Annotated in this window: 23 protein-coding genes; 14 read left to right on the top strand and 9 right to left on the bottom strand. The window is 68.5% G+C overall.

Annotated features, from left to right (window positions below):
* Positions 1-87 precede the first annotated feature (87 nt).
* The gene (locus ACFQI8_RS11650; RefSeq protein WP_390244930.1) at positions 88-1,095 is read left to right on the top strand and encodes a WD40/YVTN/BNR-like repeat-containing protein; all 1,008 of its coding nucleotides are present in this window, start codon (positions 88-90) and stop codon (positions 1,093-1,095) included.
* A gap of 76 nt (positions 1,096-1,171) precedes the next feature.
* On the top strand, positions 1,172-2,254 hold the full coding sequence (locus ACFQI8_RS11655; RefSeq protein WP_390244932.1) for a geranylgeranyl reductase family protein: 1,083 nt from the start codon (positions 1,172-1,174) through the stop codon (positions 2,252-2,254).
* A 30-nt stretch (positions 2,255-2,284) separates the two neighbouring features.
* On the opposite strand, the gene ygfZ is transcribed toward ACFQI8_RS11655, so the two are convergent.
* Together ygfZ and ACFQI8_RS11665 are read right to left on the bottom strand one after the other, a co-directional pair.
* Positions 2,285-3,382: a CAF17-like 4Fe-4S cluster assembly/insertion protein YgfZ gene (ygfZ, locus tag ACFQI8_RS11660; RefSeq protein WP_390244934.1), complete on the bottom strand. Its 1,098-nt coding sequence runs from the start codon at positions 3,380-3,382 to the stop codon at positions 2,285-2,287.
* A gap of 162 nt (positions 3,383-3,544) precedes the next feature.
* Positions 3,545-3,844 (bottom strand): DUF6432 family protein, encoded by a 300-nt coding sequence (locus tag ACFQI8_RS11665; protein ID WP_390244936.1) that lies wholly within the window; start codon positions 3,842-3,844, stop codon positions 3,545-3,547.
* 103 nt (positions 3,845-3,947) lie between these two features.
* Between ACFQI8_RS11665 and ACFQI8_RS11670 the strand changes: the two genes are divergently transcribed.
* From ACFQI8_RS11670 to ACFQI8_RS11710, 9 genes are all read left to right on the top strand, one after another.
* Positions 3,948-4,988: a DUF7093 family protein gene (locus ACFQI8_RS11670; protein WP_390244937.1), complete on the top strand. Its 1,041-nt coding sequence runs from the start codon at positions 3,948-3,950 to the stop codon at positions 4,986-4,988.
* A 70-nt stretch (positions 4,989-5,058) separates the two neighbouring features.
* On the top strand, positions 5,059-5,439 hold the full coding sequence (locus ACFQI8_RS11675; RefSeq protein ID WP_390244939.1) for a DUF5611 family protein: 381 nt from the start codon (positions 5,059-5,061) through the stop codon (positions 5,437-5,439).
* Positions 5,440-5,631: 192 nt separating this feature from the next.
* Complete coding sequence (locus ACFQI8_RS11680) at positions 5,632-6,090, top strand: universal stress protein (protein WP_390244940.1); 459 nt, start codon at positions 5,632-5,634, stop codon at positions 6,088-6,090.
* 77 nt (positions 6,091-6,167) lie between these two features.
* The gene (locus ACFQI8_RS11685) at positions 6,168-6,845 is read left to right on the top strand and encodes a TIGR00266 family protein (protein WP_390244942.1); all 678 of its coding nucleotides are present in this window, start codon (positions 6,168-6,170) and stop codon (positions 6,843-6,845) included.
* 84 nt (positions 6,846-6,929) lie between these two features.
* Positions 6,930-7,898: an ROK family protein gene (locus tag ACFQI8_RS11690; protein WP_390244944.1), complete on the top strand. Its 969-nt coding sequence runs from the start codon at positions 6,930-6,932 to the stop codon at positions 7,896-7,898.
* Positions 7,899-8,403: 505 nt separating this feature from the next.
* Positions 8,404-9,873 (top strand): LVIVD repeat-containing protein, encoded by a 1,470-nt coding sequence (locus tag ACFQI8_RS11695; RefSeq protein ID WP_390244946.1) that lies wholly within the window; start codon positions 8,404-8,406, stop codon positions 9,871-9,873.
* A 186-nt stretch (positions 9,874-10,059) separates the two neighbouring features.
* Positions 10,060-10,392 (top strand): NifU family protein, encoded by a 333-nt coding sequence (locus tag ACFQI8_RS11700; protein WP_004969091.1) that lies wholly within the window; start codon positions 10,060-10,062, stop codon positions 10,390-10,392.
* Between the two features lie 117 nt (positions 10,393-10,509).
* Positions 10,510-10,773 (top strand): hypothetical protein, encoded by a 264-nt coding sequence (locus ACFQI8_RS11705; protein WP_390244947.1) that lies wholly within the window; start codon positions 10,510-10,512, stop codon positions 10,771-10,773.
* Between the two features lie 2 nt (positions 10,774-10,775).
* Positions 10,776-11,798 carry a S8 family serine peptidase gene (locus ACFQI8_RS11710; RefSeq protein WP_390244948.1) on the top strand — a complete coding sequence of 341 codons (1,023 nt, stop codon included), beginning with the start codon at positions 10,776-10,778 and terminating at the stop codon, positions 11,796-11,798.
* A 25-nt stretch (positions 11,799-11,823) separates the two neighbouring features.
* Here the strand turns inward: ACFQI8_RS11710 and ACFQI8_RS11715 are convergent, their stop codons facing one another.
* A complete protein-coding gene (locus ACFQI8_RS11715; RefSeq protein WP_390244949.1) occupies positions 11,824-13,230 on the bottom strand; it encodes a ribonuclease FAU-1 family protein in 1,407 nt (468 codons plus the stop codon).
* Positions 13,227-13,601, bottom strand: a complete 375-nt coding sequence (locus tag ACFQI8_RS11720) for a DUF7532 family protein (protein ID WP_390244950.1) — start codon at positions 13,599-13,601, stop codon at positions 13,227-13,229. Before ACFQI8_RS11720 ends, ACFQI8_RS11715 begins: the two co-directional genes overlap by 4 nt.
* A gap of 131 nt (positions 13,602-13,732) precedes the next feature.
* On the opposite strand from ACFQI8_RS11720, the gene ACFQI8_RS11725 reads away from it, so the two are divergent.
* Entirely contained in the window at positions 13,733-14,770 is a 1,038-nt protein-coding gene (locus tag ACFQI8_RS11725) for a PrsW family intramembrane metalloprotease (protein WP_390244952.1), read from the top strand.
* 51 nt (positions 14,771-14,821) lie between these two features.
* Here ACFQI8_RS11725 and ACFQI8_RS11730 read toward each other — a convergent pair whose 3' ends face one another.
* Positions 14,822-15,433, bottom strand: a complete 612-nt coding sequence (locus tag ACFQI8_RS11730) for a riboflavin synthase (RefSeq protein WP_390244954.1) — start codon at positions 15,431-15,433, stop codon at positions 14,822-14,824.
* Positions 15,434-15,542: 109 nt separating this feature from the next.
* On the opposite strand from ACFQI8_RS11730, the gene ACFQI8_RS11735 reads away from it, so the two are divergent.
* Positions 15,543-16,277: a DUF502 domain-containing protein gene (locus ACFQI8_RS11735; RefSeq protein WP_390244956.1), complete on the top strand. Its 735-nt coding sequence runs from the start codon at positions 15,543-15,545 to the stop codon at positions 16,275-16,277.
* 3 nt (positions 16,278-16,280) lie between these two features.
* Here the strand turns inward: ACFQI8_RS11735 and ACFQI8_RS11740 are convergent, their stop codons facing one another.
* Positions 16,281-18,107 (bottom strand): SLC13 family permease, encoded by a 1,827-nt coding sequence (locus tag ACFQI8_RS11740; RefSeq protein WP_390244958.1) that lies wholly within the window; start codon positions 18,105-18,107, stop codon positions 16,281-16,283.
* A gap of 148 nt (positions 18,108-18,255) precedes the next feature.
* Between ACFQI8_RS11740 and ACFQI8_RS11745 the strand changes: the two genes are divergently transcribed.
* On the top strand, positions 18,256-18,498 hold the full coding sequence (locus ACFQI8_RS11745; protein WP_390244960.1) for a DUF7533 family protein: 243 nt from the start codon (positions 18,256-18,258) through the stop codon (positions 18,496-18,498).
* A gap of 24 nt (positions 18,499-18,522) precedes the next feature.
* On the opposite strand, the gene ACFQI8_RS11750 is transcribed toward ACFQI8_RS11745, so the two are convergent.
* The 3 genes from ACFQI8_RS11750 to ACFQI8_RS11760 form a co-directional block, all read right to left on the bottom strand.
* Positions 18,523-19,671 carry a M24 family metallopeptidase gene (locus ACFQI8_RS11750; RefSeq protein WP_390244962.1) on the bottom strand — a complete coding sequence of 383 codons (1,149 nt, stop codon included), beginning with the start codon at positions 19,669-19,671 and terminating at the stop codon, positions 18,523-18,525.
* 6 nt (positions 19,672-19,677) lie between these two features.
* A complete protein-coding gene (locus ACFQI8_RS11755) occupies positions 19,678-21,528 on the bottom strand; it encodes a UvrD-helicase domain-containing protein (protein WP_390244964.1) in 1,851 nt (616 codons plus the stop codon).
* Between the two features lie 156 nt (positions 21,529-21,684).
* Positions 21,685-21,861: an HVO_0416 family zinc finger protein gene (locus tag ACFQI8_RS11760; RefSeq protein ID WP_390244966.1), complete on the bottom strand. Its 177-nt coding sequence runs from the start codon at positions 21,859-21,861 to the stop codon at positions 21,685-21,687.
* Between the last annotated feature and the right edge of the window lie 218 nt (positions 21,862-22,079).

Below are 22,079 nucleotides of genomic sequence, written 5' to 3' on the forward strand. Positions count from 1 at the left end.
CCGCCCCGAACGCGGCCCGCACGAGTACCGCGAGCGCCCTCGAGCCGCCCGCGCCCGCTTTTTCACCGTCGAGCGCCTACGTCCCCCATGCACCTCTACGCCGCCGCCAACGGCGCGGTTCTCTCGGTCTCGGGGGGACCCGACGACGCAACCGCCCGCCGGCGACTCGGCGAGCGCCGCATCGAGTGCGTCGCGGCCGACCCGCGCGCGCCGGACCGGGCGTTCTGCGGGACCTTCGACGCCGGCGTCTTCCGGACGACCGACGGCGGGGCGTCGTGGTCCGCGGTCGGCACCGACGCGCTTCCCGAGTCGGTGACGAGCCTCGCGGTCTCCCCGGCCGACCCCGACGTGGTCTACGCCGGCACCGAGCCCTCGGCCGTCTTCCGCTCCCGCGACGGCGGGGAGACGTGGGCCGAACTCGCGCCGCTTTCGGACCTCGATTCGGCGTCGTCGTGGGCGTTTCCACCCCGTCCGCACACTCACCACGTCCGCTGGATAGAGCCGGACCCGACCGACCCCGACCGGCTGTTCGTCGCGGTCGAAGCCGGGGCGCTCGTCCGCTCTCTCGACGGCGGCGAGACGTGGCTCGACCGCGTGCCGTCGAGCAAGCGCGACACGCACTCGATGGCGACGCACCCCGACCGGCCGGGCCGCGTCTGGGCCGCCGCGGGCGACGGCTACGCCGAGACCGACGACGCGGGCGAGACGTGGACGACGCCGACCGCGGGGCTGGGCCACGGCTACTGCTGGAGCGTCGTCGTCGACCCCGCGGACCCGGAGTCGGTGCTCTTGACGGCCGCCTCCGGGCCGATGCGCGCCCACCGTGTCGAGTCGGCGGCGGCGTACCTCTACCGCCGAGTGTCTCGGGGTGACGACGACGGCGGCTCGTGGGAACGCCTCGACGAGACCGGACTGCCGACCGGGCCGGGCGCGACGCGCGCGGTCTTGGCCGCCGGGCGAACCGGCGGCGAGTGCTACGCCGCGAACGACCGCGGCCTCTACCGGACGACCGACGTCGGTGACTCGTGGGACCGACTCGACGTCCCGTGGGACCGAACACGGCGGACCGCGGGGGGGCTGGCAGTCGTCGCGTAGTCGCGGGAGTTTCCGTCGGAGCGGTCCCCTCGTCCGAAGCGAGAAGATTCATTGGTCGGCGCGGCGACACCCAACCATGTACGATTTCGCCGTCGTCGGCGTCGGTCCCGCCGGCGCGCGGTTCGCCCGTCGCGCGGCCGACGCGGGCTACGACGTGCTCGCACTGGAGAAAGGCGAGGTCGGGACGCCCCTCGCGTGCTCCGGCCACGTCAGCACCGACATCTGGGAGTACGTCCCCGACGAGGCGCGCGACCGCCTGTTTCAGAACCGCATCTACGGGGCGAACTTCCGCGTCGGCGGGCCGAACTCGAAGGCCTACCCGTTCTACAAGCAACGCGAGGTTTCGAACGTCATCGACCGCGTCGAACTCGACCGCGTCCTCGCCGACTGCGCCCGCGACGCCGGAGCGGACGTGCGCGAGGGCCACACCGTCACCGCCGTCGAGGAGCTCGACGACCGGGTCCGACTGACCGTGAGCGTCGCCGGCGAGGACGGCACCGTCCAGTTCGAGGCGAAGATGATCGCCGGCTGTGACGGCCCGACCTCGCGGGTCCGTCGGGCGCTCGACCTCCCCGAACCGTCGGAGACGCTCCACGGCGTCCTCGCGTTCGACCCCGAGCCGGACGACGGCGACTTCGTGGACGTGCACCTCACGGTCCCGCGATTCTTCGCGTGGCGCATCCCCCGCGGCGACGCCGGCGTCGAGTACGGCCTCGCGGCCCCGCCGGGCGCGGAGGTCACCGAGCTGTTCGACGCGCTCACGAACACCTACGACGTGGAGACAGAGCACTTCTGTTCGGGAGCCATCCCCATCGGCCCGCCGGACCGGACGACGACCCGCCGGGCGTTCCTCGTCGGCGACGCGGCCGCTCAGACCAAGCCGTTCACCGGCGGCGGCATCCTCTACGGGATGACCGCGGCCGACATCGCCGCGTCGACAATCGACCCCGACGACCCCGAGACGCCCTCGGCCTACGAGTCGGCGTGGCGCGACGAGCTCTCCCGGGAGATTCGGCTGGGTCACCTTGTGCGCCGGTGTTACTCCTTTCCGAAGTGGCTCCAGCGGGTCGGCCTCCGGTCGCTGTCGGGCGAAATCGGCGTCCACATGGACAAGCCGAGCTCGTTCTTCTCGCGCGAGCACCTGAAGAAACTGCTCTGAGGCGGCTGGGACCCGCCAAACACACCGATTCTAAGTATCGCCCGGATACGTCGGAATCCGCGCCGACACCGCGCTCCCCTCGACGAACGGGAGCGACTCGCGGGTCGCGCCGACGCGGTCGTCACCGACCGCGACTTCGAGGGCGTCGGTATCGAGGCCGTAGTCGACGAGCGCGAAGCCGATGGGCGCATCGAGCATCGGGCTCTCGACGGCGCGGGTGACGGTGCCGACCGACTCGCCGTCCGCCGAAACCTCGGCACCGGAGTCGGGGAGGGCGTCGGCGCGGAAGCCGACGAGCCGGCGCGACGGTCGCCCGCGGTTTTCTATCTTCGAGACGAGTTCCTGCCCGACGAAACAGCCCTTATCGAAGTCGAGCGCGTTGCGGACGCCGACGACGTTCGGGACGTTGCCGCGGAGCTCAGACTCGAAAAGCGGCGTGCCGGCCTCGGCGGTGAGGCTGTCCCACGTCCGATAGCCGACGGGGACCGAGGGGTTGCCGTAGAACAGGAGCGCGTCGAGCACGTCTCCCGCGTCCGTCGCGCGACAGATGACGTCGTAGCCCTCCTCGCCGGTCGGGTTGTCGGAGGCGACGACCGTGACGCCGAGTTCGCCGCCGATGGAGCCGCGGACGAACGAGAGCTCCGGCTCCGGCGCGCCCGCCCCCGAGAGGATACTCGCCACCTTTTCGGTCGACTGCGGGCCGTGGACGCCGAAGACGCCGAACTCGTCGGAGGCGTCGCGTATCTTGACGCGCTGGAGGAACGTCTTCGAGCGCCACTCCTCGACGAGCGGTTCGGCGCGGTCCCGCGGGGTGAAAATCAGCAGGCGCTCGCCCGCGTTGTAGACGTACATCTCCGTCTCGATGCGGCCGTCGGGGTCGAGGAGGAGGGCGTAGACGCCCTCGCCGTCCTCGTCCGGGACGGTGTTGGTCACCGCGTTGTCGACGTAGTCGACCCGGTCTTCGCCCTCGACGACGACCACGCCGTAGCCGTGTTCGATGACGCCGACGCCGTTTCTGACGGCGCGGTGGGTCCGTTCGGGTCGGCCGTAGTGGCTCACGACCTCGATTCCGCCGCGCGTCTCGAACGTCGCACCGTGTGCCTCGTGGATGTCGGCGACGAGTGTCATTACCCCCGTTTCGCCTTCGGCGCGTAAAACCCTCCCACTCCCGGACGACTCCCCCGGCTTTCGGCACGGGGCTCTCCGGGTTTCGGCGCGGGACCGACCCGGTGTCGGTCACGGCCCGGCGGACGGGTAGTCAAAACGAGTCTGTGGTCCGCGTCGCCGCACTCAGAGTCCGAACCGCTCGCGGAGTCTCTCGAACAGCGACGCGTCTTCTTCGACGGCTTCGCTCGGGTCCGGAACGACGCGCTCGTCGGCGTGGATAAGTACCCGCGTATCGGCCTCTTCGACCACGATGAGGTTCTCGTCTTTGAGCGCTGACAGCGCCTCTTCGATGGTGTCGATGTCGGCGTCCACGGCGGCACGGAGTTCGAACACCGTCATCCCCTCGTCGTGGCGGTCGACGAGCGCGTCGAGCACCGCGACCTCGATGTCGCGGCGGTTCCGAAACTCCCGCCTCGCTCTCATAGCGGTACATCGTTCGCCTCCTGTTTACTTGTACCGCCCGTCTGACGGGCGTCGGACGGGCAGGGGGTACCTTTTTGTTTCCGAACCCCGGAATCCTCGCGTAATGGGACTTACTTGCCGTCTTCTCGGGCACTCCTACGGAGACCCCGAGACGGAACGGGAGCGCGAGGAACGCGGCGACGAGGTGGTCGTCTCGATTCGGGAGATACAGGTCTGTTCGCGGTGCGGACACGAACAGGTAATCAGCGAGAACAAGGAGGTCACGGCCATCCGGACGCCCGAGGAGGTCGGGATGACGGAGGGCGAAGTCGAGACCGCGGCCGCGGGCTTCGAACCGGCGAAGCCGCAACCCGGCGTCTCCGAGGCCGAAGACGCCGCCATCGAGACGGCTCCGGACGCGGAGACGCGGGCCGAGGTCGATGCCGCCAACGCCGGGGCCAACGACGCTGAGACGGACGCGGGCGCGGACGCTGACCCCGCGGCCCAACAGCCGAGCGAGGCGGCGAGCGCGACCGACGCCCAGTCCGCCGACGAGTCGGACGCGAGCGCCCACGCCGGAAGCGCCGAAAGCGCCGACGCCCCGCCGGTGACCGACGACGGCATCATCCTCGACGACGACGAATCGCAGTCGGAACCCCGCGACCGGACGCAGTGGCCCGACGAGGTCGACGAGGTGGAGACCGACGACCCGACGCCGCCGGCCGACGGCGACGACGCGGAGTTCATCGACGCGGACGCAGAGGCGGCCGCCGAGGCCGACGCCAAGGCCGACGCCGAGGCGGAGGCCGAACAGGGCCAGACCCGACGACGCGGGGCGTGGCCCGACGCGCCGGGCGACGACGAGGGCTGGAACGCCCAGCCAGACGACGGCGAGCCCGTCTCGGTCTCGTTCGGCGGCGGGCTGACGCCGGAGGAGAGCGCCCCGCAGAGCCGGCAGTCCAACGGCCAGTACGTCGAGGCGGAAGCCGAAGACGAGTTCGTCCGCGCCGACGATTCGAACGTCGGCAACGAGGCCCCCGACGACGCCGTCGAGTACTACTGCCCGAACTGCGGGCACGCCCGCGGCGCGTCCTCGTCGTCGATGCGGGCCGGCGACATCTGCCCCGAGTGTAAAAAGGGCTACATCGCCGAGCGGGAGTCCTGACCGCGGCACGGCCTCGCAGGCGTCGCAGAGTCGCGAAACAGGTAAACCATCCCCTGTCGAAAAGGCGTCCATGAAGGAGTACAAGATGCGTCGTGGGGAGACGCTCGAAGAGCGAATTCCGGACATGAAAGCGACGGTCGAAGACTACTTCGGCCCCATCACCAGTACTGAGGAGTTCAAGGGAAGCGACCTCTACGTCATCGGCGAACCCAAGAACCCCGTGTTCACCCGCATCGTCGCCGGCGCGGTCAAGTACAGCGGCAAGAAGGACAAGCTCGCGGTCAACTTCGAGGAGGCCGACCCGGCCGACCTCGCTCCCGAAGACCTCGAAGCCGCGGGCGAGGCCGTCAGCGCGAAAAACGACTTCCTTCTGGAGGCGACGGGCCGCGACGCGAAGTCCCGCCGCGACTCGATGAAGCGCGCGGTCGAAGACGACGCGCCCGACGTCTGAGCCGTCCGTCGCGCTCTGGTTTTCTCGCACATCTCGTCCGCCGAGCGGCCGCGCCGCCGGCGAAACGTACATGGTGGTACCGCGTGTCACGCTGACCGTCTGCGACCGCGACACGCTTGGACACAAATTTTTATTTCGGTTGTGAGTAAAAATTCCGGCACGGTTAAGTGCCGACGGGGTGAACTGACCGATATGGCTATCGAAACTATTCTGCTCGCTATCGGCGCGAGCGACTCCAGCCGAATCGACAGACTCGCCGAAGAGACCATCGACGTGGCCGGACCGACCGGCGCGACGGTCGTCATCGGACACGTTTTCACGAGAGACGAGTACGACGACGCGCTCGACAACCTCGATTTCGACATCACGGCCGAGGAGGTTTCGCCGGACGACGTGGCCCGACGACACGCCACCGTCCGCGAACTCACGCGCCGCTTCGACGACGCCGACGTCGACTACATCGTCCACGGCCGAGTCGGCCACCACGGCGAGGAACTCGTCGAGCTCGCGGGCGAGGTCGACGCCGACCGACTCGTCGTCGGCGGTCGGAAGCGCTCGCCGGCCGGCAAGGCCGTCTTCGGGAGCGTCGCCCAAGAGGTCATGCTCGAAGCACCGTGCCCCGTGACGTTCGTCCGCGCGGACACGAAGTGACGGGTCGCGGGCGGCGCGACCCCCGATTCCCGATTTTCGGAGGCAACTACATATCTTAGCGCGCCGTCAGCTTCCGCATGGACCACTCCATCGAGTACCGCCCGTCGTTCGCTCTCCTCACCGTCTCGCTCGACGCGGGCGAGTCGGTCCGGTCGGAGGCCGGCGCAATGGTCAGCTACTCAGACGGCATCGACATCGAGACGAACGCGAAAGGCGGTCTCTTCGGGTCGCTCAAGCGGAGCGTCCTCGGCGGCGAGTCGTTCTTCCAGAACACGTTCAGCGCGCGACAGGCGGGCGAGATTTCGTTAGCGCCCCCGCTTCCGGGCGACATCGTCCATCACGGCCTCGCCGACGAGACGCTGTACGTCCAGTCCGGGTCGTACCTCGCTTCGGACCCCGCGCTCGACCTCGATACCTCCTTCGGCGGGGCGAAGACGTTCTTCGGAAGCGAGGGGTTGTTCCTGCTCAAACTGACCGGCACCGGCGACTGTTTCCTGTCGAGCTACGGGGCCATCCACGAGGTCGAACTCGACGACGGCGAGCGCTACACGGTCGACACCGGTCACATCGTCGCCTTCGACGAGACGACGGACTTCTCGGTCGAGCGCGTCGGCGGCCTGAAGTCCACCCTGTTCAGCGGCGAGGGACTCGTCTGTACCTTCACCGGACCGGGGACCGTCTGGACGCAGTCGCGTAGCATGGACTCGTTCCTCTCGTGGCTCATCCCCAAACTCCCGACCAACAACTCCGCGTGACCCCGAGCCGGGAGTTACATTGCGGCGAGTAAATCTGCCCAAAATCCCGCTTAGTTAAGTGATGGGCGCATCCCTATGGGAACGATGGCGTACTACGTGGGCGTCGACTTGGGGGCGACAAACGTCCGCTCCGTGGTGGGCGACGACGAGGGAACGATCCTCGGAGAGGCCCGTGACAACACTCCGCGCGGCCCGACGGGAATCGCGGTCACCGAGGCGGTCCTCGGCGTCGTCCGCGAGGCGTGTGCCGAGGCGGGCATCGACCCGAGCGACGCGGTCGCGGCCGGCATCGGCGCAATCGGCCCGCTCGACTTGGCCGAAGGCGCGGTCGAGAACCCGGCGAACCTCCCGGACACCATCGACCGCATCCCGTTGACCGGTCCCCTCTCGGTGCTGTTGGAGACGGACGAGGTGTACCTGCACAACGACACGAACGCCGGCGTCATCGGCGAGCGGTTCCACTCCGACCGCAACCCCGACGACATGGTGTATCTCACCATCTCGTCGGGTATCGGCGCGGGCGTCTGCGTCGACGGGCACGTTCTCGCCGGTTGGGACGGCAACGCCGGCGAGGTCGGCCACCTGACGCTCGACCCGCACGGCTTCATGACGTGCGGGTGCGGTCACAACGGTCACTGGGAGGGCTACTGCTCGGGCAACAACATCCCGAAGTACGCCCGCGAACTCCACGAGGAGGACCCGGTCGACACCGCCCTTCCAGTCTCCGACCCCGACTTCTCCGCGGTCGACGTGTTCGAACACGCCGGCGAGGACGAGTTCGCCGACCACATCATCAGCCAACTGGGCCACTGGAACGCGATGGGTGTCGCCAACATCGTCCACGCGTACGCGCCGCTCATCATCTACGTCGGCGGCGCGGTCGCGCTCAACAACCCGGACCTCGTGTTAGCACCCATCCGCGAGCAGATGAGCGAGATGGTCATGTCGAACATCCCCGAGATTCAACTGACGACACTCGGCGACGAGGTCGTGGTCGAGGGGGCGTTGGCGAGCGCGATGACCGGTGGCACCGGTGACCGGTCTCGACTGTGATGTCGAGACGACTCACCGGTGGCCGCGCAGGTGGAACTGGCGACCGCTCGCGGCTGTGAGGCCGCGAGGATTCGCCAGTTTCGGCGCAGGCGGGGCCGGTGACCGCCCGCGATTGCAACACGGCAGTCCGCGCCGCTGTCAGCGAATTATCTCGATTGATACTCGGTGGCGCAGTCTTATAAGCCCGGTCGAGAAACGCGATGACGTGCACCCGACGACGCCGAGTTATTCGGCGCATCGGTCGGCGCGTTCCCGTTCTCGTCGAACCGCACGGTGCACGGGCGTTCCACCGGAAGCCTAGAACGGGACCGGTCGACACCCCCCACCACCATCGTCGACCGACCGACGCCGGCGGGGATATCCCACACCCACCCACCCACCCACCCACCCATCCCCACCGGCGTCGCTTCAGTTCTCACGCAACCCAGTGCAGACTGAGCGGTCCCCGCTCAGTTCGGTTCCGCGCCTCCGTCCGATTTTTCTCCTCGGCACTCGCAGACTCACCGTGGACCGCCGCCAGTTCCTCCGCACCGTCAGTGCGAGCGCGCTCGCCGCCTCGACTGCCTCCGTCGCCGGTTCCCGTCCCGCTACCGCACACCCCGGCCCGTTCGAGCCGCTGGGCCGAATCGACATCGACGGCGCGAAAGAGGCCGTCGTGTCGGCCGACGGCGAGACCGTCTTCGTCGCCGCGACCGACGGCTACGCCGCCGTCGACATCTCCGCACCCGACCGCCCCGAACTCCTCGCCGACCGCCGCGACCCGCGTTCCGACCGCGAGGACGGCCCCTTCCGCGGCCTCTACGACGCGAAACTCGACGGGGACACGCTTCTGGTCGTCGGCCCGGCCAATCCGATTCCGGGCGCGCCGGCGGGCGTTCTCGTCGTCGACGTGTCCGACCCTGCCAACCCCGACGAAATCGCGTTCCACGAGACGGGATTTCCCATCCACAACTGTTTTGCCGCCGACGGCCGGGCGTATCTGACCGCCAACGACGGCGACCGAAACCCGCTCGTCGTCCTCGACATCGACTCCGGTGACGAACTCGGCCGCTGGTCGGTCGTCGCCGCTGACGACCGCTGGACCGACGTGTCCCCCTCGGTTCGTTCCGTCCACGACGTGTGGGTCCGCGAGGGCGTCGCGCACGTCGCCCTCTGGGACGCCGGGACGTGGCTCGTCGACCTCTCGGACCCCGCGTCGCCGTCGGTCCTCGGCGCGGTCTCGCCCGGTGACCCCGAGGAACTCGCCGCGCTGACCCCTCGCGGCCGCCACCGCGAGAGACGGACGCCGCCCGGCAACCACCACTACGTCGCCACCGACGACGCCGGCGACCTCCTCGGCGTCGGGGTCGAGTCGTGGGCCGTCGAGGTCGACCGCGACGACGGCACGACCGAACTCGTCGGCGGCCCCGGCGGCGTCCAACTCTGGGACGTGTCGGACCCCGCGGCCCCGACGAGGCTCTCGACCATCGAGCCGCCGGCCAGCCCGGACCCGAGGCTCGGCGGCGTCTGGACCACGGCGCACAACTTCGACTTCCGCGACGACAGGCTCTACACCTCGTGGTACCGCGGCGGCGTCAAGCGCCACGACGTGTCGGACGCGACCGACCCCGTCGAACTCGCGTGGTGGCGCGACCCCGACCGCGCGAGCTTCTGGTCGGCGCAGTACGCCTATCCGTTCGCCGACGAGGGCGTCTTCGTCGCGTCGAGCCGCGGCGTCGGCGACGCGTCGCCCGCGCTCTACACGTTCCCCGACCACGCCGGCGACCAGCTCGACCCGCCGTCTCTCGGCCCGGAGACGACCACTGAATCCCTCGTCAATACGCCGACGCCGACCGCGAGCGGGACGCCCCCGTCCGCGTCCGACACCGACTCGTCGACCTCGGCGACCGACGCGCCGGGCTTCGGGCTCGGCGTCGGCGCGGCGGCACTCGGCGTCGCCGGCTGGCTGGCCCGCCGTCGCGGGCGGCGCGACTGAGGGAGCGACTCCAGCGCCCGACGCGTCGACCGACGCCCGTTGCATCACCGGCTCGTCGGGTCGTGACCGACTCGCGTGGTTCCCCGGTCGAATCTATCACGAACGTCCGAGACAGCCTTTCTCTCGCCGGCCGGCGCGGTGGGAGAACCGTTTCATTCTAATCCGTGGGGTTCGAAGCCTTGGGGTATGAGCGACGAGTCGGAGAGCCTCAAAGAGCGCGTCGAGACGTGGATGGTCGGCCAGATGCCCATTATCCAGATGCACGGCGGCAACAGCGTCGTGCGAAAGGCCGATGCGGAATCGGGGGAAGTCGTCGTCGAACTCGGGGGCGCGTGCGCCGGGTGCGGCATCTCGAACATCACCGCCCAGAACATCCAGTCGGACCTCATCATGACGTTCGACGAGGTGACCGACGTGCAGGTCAAGGTCCCCAGTTCCGGCGACCACGGCAGCAGCACCGTCGAGGGCGGCCGCGGCGGCGAACTGCAGTACGGCGACGAGGGACCGGGGCACTTTTAGTAACCGTTTGACCTCCGTCGGGTGGTCTGGCTAGTGCACCTCGTTCGAATCAGAACCGCTCGAAACTCATTTTTCCGGTGGATTGATATATTCTATGCGCCTATTCACTGCTGAGCAATGGCCCAACAGATTCACCCGAAAGTCGAAGCGATGATCGAGGGCTTCGACAGTTCGAAGACCGTGAATCTGGTCTTCGTGTGCGAGGACAATCGGGCCGAAGATGTCTCCAGCGCTATCGAAGAACTCGGCGACGAGGTCTCTTCTGAACTCCCCGGCGACGTCGTCGTGGCTTCGGTTACAGTTGGGAACCTCTCTGCGCTCGTTCGTCCCGACTACATCTTGTCGGTCTCTCCCGACCGAGACGCACGTGCGCTCGCCTAACCGTGCCGGGGCAGGATGAGGTTCGTGCATTTCGAGACCGTGTCTTCCACGCCATCTGTGAGAGTGTCGACCACAGCCCGGTCGATTGTTCCGGAGACGGTGTCCACATCGGAATCGTCGATTCGTGCAAATCACCGCCAGCCGCACTCGCCCGCTCGGCTCACATCGAACATCGAAGAAATTTCTTGGAGGTGGACGACCACGTCACTCATATCCACGGTGTCGCCATTTTTGAACTGCTGAGTGCCGTTGCGCCGCAGGCGACTTTCAGCTTCTATCAGGCGATAGACTCCGACAAGCGCCTCCCGACGGATTCGTTCACTCGGGCAATTCATCAGGCCGTTGACGATGGTGTCGATATCCTCAATCTCTCGTGGGGTGCACCAAACGGGATTCCGGTGGAATGCTCTCCACAGTATCCCCCGGTCAAGCACGCCGTCGAAAACGACGTAATCGTCGTTGCTGCTGCGGGAAATCGAGAGGTCGATGACGGCCCGAAGCAGTACGTATTTAGCCCCGCCCTCGCTGAGGAAGCGGTCGCAGTCGGTGGTTTTGAGGCGCTGTGTCCAGTCGTCCCGTCACCGGTCGATAATACGACGGACGAAGGACCGTACTGTTTTGAGGGCGACACGAGAGAGCGGAGTTTTTGCGGCCATCACGGTTGTGATGATTCGCCCTCCTGCGTACGGAGTAAGACACTGCGCGAGTGGCCAGACAACACACGGCCGCTTGATGGGAAGCCCGATATTCTTGCGCCCGCACACATGCCTAGCCCTCGCGACACGGCTGATATCAGCGGCGTTGAACTGTACGAAGGTAGTAGTTACGCGGCACCTGTCGTCGCAGGTGCCCTCGCCGGGGTGTTCAGCAAAGCAGACGTCGACACCGAAACCACGGCTATCAATGCGCACGAACTTGTGACCGCCGGCTCGCGGACCGTCTCAGGTGCACCTGCACCGGCACTCAACTCATTTGGTATGTTCAAACGGCTGGAGTCGCAAGTCGAAACCAGCTCTCAACAGTAACTACCATCTCTCTGAGTGCTCCTGATTACCCCGACAGCGCCGACTCCAGACTCGACGCCACCGACCGCGCCTTCTCGGCCAGTTCTTCCGAGATGTGCCCGGCCTCGACGGCCGCGTCGAGTTCGTCGTCGTCGACCCGTTCGACCGTCCCGTCGGCGTGTTTCACCACGTCGACGTGGAGGTCCACGTACCGAATCTCGTCGGGGAAGCACTCGACGGGCGTGCAGATGTTGACGTAGGTTCCCTTGACACCGCCGTCGGCCTCGCGGTACACCGTCGGGTACCACCACCGGCCCTCCCGGAACTTCGTGACCGCCACGTCGCCGGCCTCGCGGTCGACGCCGAGGGCGTCGTAGGTGCCGCCGCCGGTCATGCCGCGCCGGAGTTCGACGGTCCCTTCGGGGTCGCGTTCGGTCACCTCGCCGGAGCCGAGCGTGATGAGTCGGCCATCGGGCTTGCCGTGGCCGATTTCCACGTCGTCGCCTTCGAGCGGGCCGAACTGCGCGGTCACCACGTCGAAGGGGAACTCGCCGTCGCCGGCCGACTCGCAGAGCGCCTCCGCGAGGTCGACGCCGGCGGAGGCCTTCGGCGAGGCGGCCTTCGTCCGGTGGTGGCCGGGCATCGTCGTCTCGACGCCTCGGCGCTGGGCGTCGAGTTCGAAACGCGTCTCGCGGCCGAACCAGACCCACGTCGTCGCGGTGGGAGCCGCGACCGCCCGCGGGGCGTCGACGGGGTCCGAGAGCGCGTCGTCGAGTTCCGCGGCCACCTCGGCGGCCCGGTCGAGCGCGTCGTTCAGGGCGCTCATGTCGGCGTCGACGGCGTCGCGGTGCCAGCGGATGCCCCAGCCGTCGGGTGGGTCGCCACCGAGGAGGTCCGTCATGCCCGCCAGTTCGCGGGCGGCGGCCTCGTCGCGGGTGTCGACGCGGACGCCCTCCGAATCGGGGTCGAGCGTCGCCAGCCCCGCGACGGCGCGGATGTCGCCGGTCAGCTCGGCGCGGCGGGAGGCCCACGGCGGGGCCGACTCGGCGACTTGCACGCGAACTTCGTCGCCGACCTCCACGCGGCCGTCGATGTCGCCGTATGAGAGGTAGCCCTCGGTCTCGCCGAGGTCGCAGACCGCGCCGCCGCCGAGGGTGTCCGTCACGCGAGCGTCGAACACCGCGCCGGTCGGCGCGGGGTCGTCCCACGCGAAGGTGTCGACGCCGAGGTCGGTGAGTCGCTCGGTGGCGGTCGCGACCGCCTCGGGCGCGCCGGTCGCACCGACGCCCTGTCGGTTCCGCGTCGTCTCGACCGATACGTCGTGGTCCGACGAGTCGAACTCGGCGTCGAAGCGCTCGCGAATCGGGCCGGACGCCTGCACCACGTCGTGGCCGGCGTCGAGGAAGGCGCTCGTGAGCGCGGTGGCGTAGATGCCGCGGACGCGGACCCTCATAGCTCGTCGGCGTCGCGGGCGAAGGTGACGCGGTCGTCGACGGTCGGGCCGAGCGTCAGTTCGACTTTCCCCTCCGAGAGGGCGCGACCGCCCTCGATGGGGACGCCCCACGAGTCGAACTTGAGGTAGCCCCGAAGGTCCGCGCCGTGGGTGTAGAGGTCGACGTGGTCGACGGCGTGTTCCTGCACGTCGCTCGCGCTGTGGGCCAGCTCCATGTCCGAGTAGACCGTACCGCCGTCGCCGAAGAACGCGGCGATGGCGTCTGCGTCCGATTCGACTGCGTCGCTCACGAGGCCCGACGCGGCCCGGAGGTCGTCGGTGTCGAGGCCGACCTCGCGGAGCGCCGCCTGTTCGCGGGGGTCGAAGTGCATACCCGCCCTTCGGAGCGGAGGCATTAACGTCGTACGGTCGGCCGTCGGCCATTCGACTGCCAGCCCTTCGACCGGTCGCGGGACGTCGTGGCCGAAGCTATTACCAGATGCAATACCCTTTATCTCACGTGATGGACCAGCAGGACCCAGTCGAGCAGGCGTCCGACGGCTCGGACGACCTCTACGACATCGCCACGTGGGAGGAACGAACCTCGGTTGACGGACTCGCGGTCGCGCTCTACCGGGTGTTGGTCGCGTCGACCCGCGCGCTGGTCGTCCTCGCCGCGCTCCTCATCCTCGTCGGTATCGGCGGGCTCTCGGCGCTCACCGACCCGCAGGTCGGCGCGCTCACCCTGCTTTCGGCGCTCCCGGCGCTCGCGCTCGCGGGCTACGTCTACTACTCCGACGTGACCCAAAACGAGCCGCTGTCGATGCTCGTGGTGACGTTCCTCCTCGGCGTCCTCACCGCCACGTTCGCCGCGATTCTCAACTCGATTCTGAGCAATGTCGGCCAGACCATCGCAGGCGAGTTCCAGTTGGCGCTCGGCTTTCTCGGAAGCGCCGTGTTCTACTTCCTCGTCGTCGGCCCGGTCGAAGAGACCGTCAAGCTCCTCGCGGTCAGGCTGTACGCCTACTCCCACGACAGTTTCAACGCCGTCATCGACGGCGCGGTCTACGGCGCGATGGCCGGCCTCGGCTTCGCCACCATCGAAAACGCCCTGTACATCACCCGCAACCTCACCTCGTCGGGGCTCGACGTCGGCTCCGGCGGCGTCGGCATCATCGCCGCCGGCGGGACGATTACCGCGGTCCGGGCGCTCGCCGGGCCGGGTCACGTCATCTACTCGGCCATCGCGGGCTACTACCTCGGCCTCGCCAAGTTCAACAAGGAGAACGCCGGCCCAATCGTCATCAAGGGCCTCGTCCTCGCGGCGCTGGTCCACGCGACGTACAACTCGACGGTCGGCCTCGGCTCGACCGTCATCGCGGGGATAACCGGCCTCGGCGGTCTCGCGGCCTTCCTCGTCTACGTCATCATCTACGACGGCGTCTTCGGGCTCTATCTCATCGGGAAGCTCCGCCGCTACAGTCAGGCGTACCACCGCGCCCACGCCCCCGGCCCGAGCGCGGCGTCGTTCAGCTCCGAACGGACGGAGTTCGAGGACTGAGGCCGTGACGACGGCCGAAACCGCGAGCCGAGACGAACCGCGTCGCCCCCGCTACTCGGCGACTAACCGCTCGGCGTAGCCGTCGAGCATCGATTCGACGTACTTCGCCACCACGTCGACCTCGACGTGAATCGAGTCGCCGACCTCCTTTTCGGAGAGCGTCGTCAGGTCGTAGGTCGTCGGGATGATGGCCACGGCGAAGGAGTCCTCGCGGCGGTCGGCCACGGTGAGGCTGATGCCGTCGAGACAGACCGAGCCCTTCTGGACGACGTACTTCGCCAGCGACTCGGGGAGGTCGAACTCGAAGAACCAGTCGTCGCCGACGCGCTCGACGTTCGTGACCGTCGTCGTGCCGTCGACGTGGCCCTGGACGATGTGGCCGTCGAAGCGGTCGTCGGCCGCGAGGGCGCGTTCGAGGTTGACGCGGTCGCCCTCGACGGCGTCGCCGAGGTAGGTCTTCTCGACGGTCTCCGCCGCGAGGAACACCTCGAACCAGTCGTCGCCGAACGCCTCGACGGTCAGACAGACGCCCGAGACCGCTATCGACTGGCCGTGGTGGAGGTCGTCGAACGCGAGGTCGGTCCGGATGCGGAGGCGGCGACCGCCGTCGGCGTCGGTCACGTCGACGATTTCGCCCGGCCCCTCCACGATTCCCGTGAACATACCCGCGGCTTCGGTCGGCTGAACTTAATCCCTACCGTTTCCGTTTCCCATCACGGTTTCGTGACTCTCTCGCCCATACAATTTTACCGTCGTCGTCCGGAGAGTCGGTATGGACGTTCTGGCCCGACTGCGGAGCAGTTTCGTCACCGGCCTCATCCTCGTCACCCCGCTGGCCGTGACGGTGTTCGTCCTCCAGTTCGTGTTCAACCGCATCACCGCCGCGCTCCGCCCGGTCGTCCGCCAGGTGACGCCCTTCCTCGCCGGGGCGCTCAACTACTCCGGCGACATCGCCATCATCTCGCAGGTGCTGTCGGCGCTCACCATCGCCGTGGCCATCTCGCTTCTCGGTTACCTCGCGTCGATGAGCCTCGGCCAGCGGCTCTTCGGGAGCTTCGAGCGCGGCGTTCGGCTCCTGCCGCTCGTCCGAACCATCTACTTCGGCGTCCGGCAGGTGTCGGAGTCGCTCACCGAACCGACCGCCGGCTACGACCGCGTGGTGTTGGTCGAGTACCCGCGCGAGGGGCTGTTTTCCATCGGCTTCGTCACCAACGAGGCTCCGCCGTCGGTCTCAGACGTCTCCGACGACGACCTGTTTACCGTGTTCGTCCCGCACAGCCCGAACCCGACCGCCGGGGCGCTCATCATGGTCTCCTCCGACGAGATTCGCGAACTCGACATGCCGGTCCGCCGCGGCCTCCGTCTGCTCGTCACCACGGGCCTGAGTGTCGACGACCCAGAGACGCTTCCCTCGGGGCCGGCGGCCTACGACCCCTCGAACGGCGAGGACGGCGTCCGGGCGGAGACTGACCAGCGTCGCAACGCGGGCGAGAGCCGAGCCGAGTGACCCCTAGACGCCCCAGATGAGGACGATACCGGCCGTCGTGACGACCGTGAGAAGAAGTTGGAGCGGCGCGCCCACGCGGAGATAGTCGGTGAAGCGGTAGCCCCCCGGTCCGTACACCATCAGGTTCGTCTGGTAGCCGATGGGAGTCATAAAGGCCGTGCTCCCGCCGAAGGTGACCGCGAGAGCGAAGCCGAAGGGGTCGGCACCGAGGCCGAACGCGGTGTCGATGGCGACCGGGAGCAGGAGGACGACGCTCGCGACCGGCGTGATGACGTTCGCCAACAGCCCCGTGAGCAGGTAGAACGCGGCGATCACGGCGATGACGGGCAGGTGGGTCGCGGCGACGCCGACGAACTCCGAGATGAGCTCGGCACCGCCGGTCAGCTGGAGCGCCCGGCCCAGCGGGATGACGCCCGCGAGGAGGAAGATGACGTTCCAGCTCACCGCGTCGTAGGCGTCGCTCGCGGACAGACAGCCGAGCGAGACCATCGCGGCGACCCCGCCGAGCGCGGCGATGGCGATGGGGACGACCCCGAGCGCGGCCAGTCCGATGACCGCCGCGACGACGGCGAACGCCCGGAGCGCCGTCGGTGACAGTCCGCCGTCGTCCTCGATGAGTTCGTCTGCGACCTCGCTGGTCACGACGAAGTCGCCGCTGTCGCGGAGATACCGCGCCGTCTCGTCCGTCGTCTGGAGGAGCAGTGAGTCGCCGACTTGGAGGTCCACGTCTCTGAAGTGCTCGCGGATGAGGTCGCCGCCGCGCCGACGGACCGCGAGCACCGTCGCGTCGTAGCGCTCGCGGAGTCGCGCGCCGCCGATGGTCTCGCCGACGAGGCCCGACTCGCGGGGGACGACGAGTTCGACGAGCGCCACGCGCTCGGGGCGGTCGAGTTCGGCGTCGGTGACCGACGCGTGCGGGAGGAACCGCAGGTCCGCGAGGTCGCAGAAGCGCCGAATCGTCGCGGGGTCGCCCCGGACGGTCAGGATGTCGCGGGCGGTCACCTCGCGGTCGGAGTCGGCCGCGATGAAGTGCTCACCGCCGCGGAGCACGTCGAGGATGTCGACGTTGAGGTCGCGGTAGGTGTCGTCCGAGACCTCTCCCGCCGGGCTGCCGACGAGGGGCGACCGCGCGGGGACGAGCACGCGGGCGAGAAACGGCTCGACGCCGTAGTTCCCGGTTCGGTTTCCGGGCTCGATTCGCTCGGGCAGGAGCCGCGGTGCGACCGTCAGGAGGTAGCCCGCGCCGACGACGAACACCACCGCACCGAGGGGCGTGAACGTGAACATCGAAAACGGCGGCAGTCCCGTCGCCTCGGCGTAGGCCTCGCTGGCGACGAGGTTCGTCGCCGTCCCGACGAGCGTGAGCGTGCCGCCGAGCATCGAGGCGTACGAGAGGGGAATGAGGAGCTTCGACGGCGAGACGTTCGCCTGGTCGGCGAGGTCCGAGACCATCGGGACGAACACGGCCACGACCGGCGTGTTGTTGACGACGCCCGCGATGGGGCCGGTGAGGCCGACGACCGCGGCGAGCAGTCGGCTCTCGCTCCCGTTCGTAAACGAGGCGACCGCGTCGCCGAGGACGCGAATCGCGCCGGTCTGTCGAACTCCCTCGCTGAGGGCGTACATCGAGAGGACGGTGATGGTCGCGGCGCTCGAAAACCCCGACAGCCCCGTCTGGAGGTCCACCCGCGTCCACGGTTCGAGAACGACGAGCGCGACGATGACGCCGATGGCCGTCACGTCCGGCGGGGCCGCCTCCGTCACGAACAGCGCCATCGTGACGACGACGAGCGCGAAGACGACGAGCATCCCGGAGGTGACGGTGACCATGCGGGCAGTCGATTCGGAGGCGGCTTAATGCTACCTCGCCCGACGGTCGGCGGCGGCGACGGGTCGCCCCGCTCCCACCGCCCGAACGACGCGCTCGTCCGCCCGCCGGTCGCGACGCTTTTACTCGCCCGTGGTGTAGCCTCGGGCGATGCGACTCGGAATCCTGGAGATGGTCGGTCTCGCGGCGACCCTCATCTTCGCCATCCCCGTCGGCGGCTTCGGCCTCACGCTCCTCGCCGACGGGCGGACCGTCTTCGGCGGCGCGATGCTCCTTCTCGCGGTGCTCATGGTCGCACTCCCGAAGTTCCTCACCATGCCGCAGGACATCCCCTCGCTCGCGGCCGAGAAAGTCGTCGGCGGCGTCGCGAAAGAGCCGGACGACGAGGAGTGACCGGCCCCGCGGGACGCGAGCCGACTACCAGCGACTCGGGTCGAGACCGGTCGGCGCGTCGCCGAGCAGTCGGGGGCCGTCGTCGCCGACGACCAGCACGTCGGTCAGTTCGACCCGCCCGTGGTCCGGGTGGGTGACCGCGGCGCGGACCCGGAGGACGTTGCCGGCGACGAGTTCGCAGTCGCCGTCCAGCGGCGGGTCCTCACGGGCCGCGAGGCCGATGCCGCCGCCCACGTCTCTCGTCACCTCGTCGGCCATCGAGAAGCCGAACGCGGCGGTCTCCGCGCGGAGTTCGCTCCCGAGGAAGCCGGCGTCGTCGCCGGGGTCCGCCTCGACCAGACTGACCTTTCTGGCGGCGTCGCAGGCGACGTGCGCCCGGCGCTCCCACCCGCCGTCGGGGTCGACGACGAACGTGCGAGCCAGCGCGCCGCGGTAGCCTGTCGGCCCGCGCGGGCCGACCGAGACGACTATCGGCTCTCCCGGCCGGAGTTCGACCGGCTCGCCCGCGTCGCCTCGGGTCCCCGCGCGAACCGCCGTCGCGCCCGCGGAATCGACGCCCTCGGCCGCGAGCCTCGCGTTCACCTGCCGACGGAGTCGCTCGGTCGACAGCGGCGCGCCGTCCCAGTGGAGGACGGGCGGTTCGCCGTCACCGTCGCCGCCGTCGCCGTCGCCCTCGTCGGCTCCTTCGACCGTCGACGCCAGTATCGCGGCCGCGCGACCGACGCCGCGAGTCGCCGCGCGCTGGGTGGCCTCGACCGCGTCGCGCTCGGCGGCGTCTTTCACCGCGCGGGCGGCTTCGACCGCCGCGGTCGACGCGAGGTCGTAACCCGCCGATTCGAGGTGGAGCGCGGCGTCGTGCGGAACCGTCCGGGGCGCGAGGACGGTCCCACCGGGAGCGCCGTGTTCCGCGAGGACGGCCGCGGCGGCCTTCCCCGGCGGCCTGTCGTCGACGCGGACCGAGGCGACCGACAGCGCCGGCGGTTCGACGGTCGAGGGGACCCGGAGATGCGTCTCGCCGTCGACGCGGACGTACGCGAGGTCGCAGTCGAACTCGCGGCCGGTGAGGTAGCGACTCGTCGGGTCGGAGCCGCTGGAGACGGCGACGAAGCCGACGGCGTCTCGCGCTGAAACGGCGGCGTCGATGGCGTCGCCACCGCGCGGACCGCTCCGCACGGGACGTTACGCCTCGGGTTCGGGCGCGGGCGGTTCCTGCGCGTCGTCGACGAGGTCCTGCGCGGGGGCCTCGCGAATCTCGTTGTGGAGCAGGACGCTGATGGGGAGCGTCGGCGCGCCGGTGACGAGGTTTTCGAGGACGATGAGCCGCTCGCGGGCGCGGGACATCCCGACGTAGAAGACGCGGCGCTCGTTGTCGGTGATGAGCGGGACGGGGCTCGTCGTCGCGGTGAACTCCTCGATGCCGCGGGCTTCGAGCTCCTCGTCGGAGACGGAGGCGGCCATCTGCTCGACGACCTTCTCGGTGAGGTCGGTCGCCATGAACACGTGGTCGGCCTCGCGACCCTTCGCGGAGTGGATGGTGCCGACGCGGACGCGACTGGGGTCCATCCCCTCGTAGTCGCCGCCGAAGTACGCGTTGACGGACTTGCGCTGGAAGCTCGTCACCTTGCGAACCATGTCGCTGGCGGACGAACTGTCCGGGGCGAACGGCGCGAAGTTCTTGATCTCCTTCGGCGTGAACTCGATGTTCGTGATGTCGTCGACGCCGACTTCCTCCTGTCTGTCGTCGATGGCGTCGAAGAGGTCGTCGCGGTCGTTCGTGCCGAACGCGGAGTCCTGGAGCATGTCGGCGAGGCGGCGCGCCTCCAGCCCGTCGACGGGCTCTTCGGCGTCGAGCGCCTCGACCGCGCGGACGTACTGCGTGAGCCGGTCGGTCCACATGCGCTGGTCGGTCAGCGTCGAGAAGGGGATGCCCGACGGGAGGAACTCGTCGATGAACTGGAACATCTGGTAGCGCGCGCGGAACAGCACCATCACGGTGCCCTCGTCTTTCTCGACGGTGTAGCGGACGTTCCGGGCGAGTTCGAGCATCGACGGGCTCTCGACGGCCTCGACCGCGCCGCCTTCCTTGCGAGGTTTGAGGTCCTTCTCCTGTCGCTTGTCGATGTGGCGAATCTCTCGGTTGACGACGTTGAGGACGTTCGACGGGAGCCGGTAGGAGTTCGGGAGAATCTCGTCGTTGTCGCGTTCCGCGTCGAGGAGGAGGTTCGGGTCCGCGCCCTGCCACGCGTAGACGACCTGGTCGTCGTCGCCGGCGATGAGGACGCCCTCCATGTGGGGCTTCCACTCCTCGTACACGTCGTACTGGAGGGTCGTGATGTCCTGGAACTCGTCGATGACGAGGTAGTCGACGTTGGGGACGAGCGCGCGCTGTTTGACGCGTTCGAGCATGTCAGCGAATCCGACGAGCCCGTGTTCGCCCTTGTAGGCGCGCCACGCGCGGATGGCCTCGGGGATGTCGATGCGGTCGTCGTCGGAGGGCCACGTCGGGGTGTACTTGTTGCCCTCTTGGGCGTTCGGGTCGACTTCCGGCGGGAGACGGACCTCCTCGACGTTCCACTGGAACGGCACGTCGTACCAGTCGGAGACGTCGCGGCGGGTGCGCTGGAGCCACTGGCTCGTGGCGATGACCTTGTTTCCGATGGTGGTCGAGCGGGCGGTCCGGCGGCCCGCGCCGCCGTACTCGTCTTCGAACTCGACGCCGTACTCCTCGCAGAACTCCTGTTTGTCGCTCTCGCCGACCACGTCGTTCCGCGAGAGGCTCAGCAGTTCGTACGCCTTCGCGTGCATCGTCGAGACGTTCCCCTTCAGCGAGCGCGGGTTGATGTCGAGTCGCTCCGCGAGCCGGTCGCGGACCTCGGCCGCCGCGGCTCGGGTGTAAGAGACAACGAGAATGTCGCGGATGGTGACGCCGTCTTGTTCGAGAATCTCCTCGACCTTGTCGAGCAAGGCCGTGGTCTTCCCGCTTCCCGGGCCGCCGAACAGCCGGGTGACGGTCACGTCGGATTCGCTCATTGTGCACGTTCACGGTCTTATCGGTGATAAGCGACGTGCTTCGGACGAGGGCGAACGCGCCCGGAGTTGCGTACTCGCCGGGCGTTCGCGAACGGCTCACCGAGCGGGTGAAAACCGTCGAGAACAGGTGCTCGTGGCTTGGTCAGTTCGGACGCGTCAGGCCTCCGGGACCCACTCGCAGACGGAGCAGGTCGCCGCGCCCATGTCGTGCAGGGCCCCGCAGTCGGGGCACTGCAGTTTGTTATAGGATCGGTCCCAGCGTGCCGGTTCTGTCTCGTGACCGCGGTCGGTCAAGAACTGGTCGAACAAGTCGTCACTGGGTGCTGAGGCCATACATGGTATGATATGGCATACCCCTATTTAGTTCCTACGACGACTCCGAGTCGTCGAAAATCGAAGGACTACGCCGGACTGTCACCCCCGCTTACCTGAATTGAGGCGCTAAGGCCCCTTCCTCAACGAGCGAGCGGAGCGAGCGAGTAGGGAGGGGATACAGCGCCGCACGAGTAGCAAACACGTTCGACGCTCGGCCCACAGGCCCACCGCCATCT

This window comes from Haloferax chudinovii, from assembly GCF_042663345.1.
Taxonomy (GTDB): domain Archaea; phylum Halobacteriota; class Halobacteria; order Halobacteriales; family Haloferacaceae; genus Haloferax; species Haloferax chudinovii.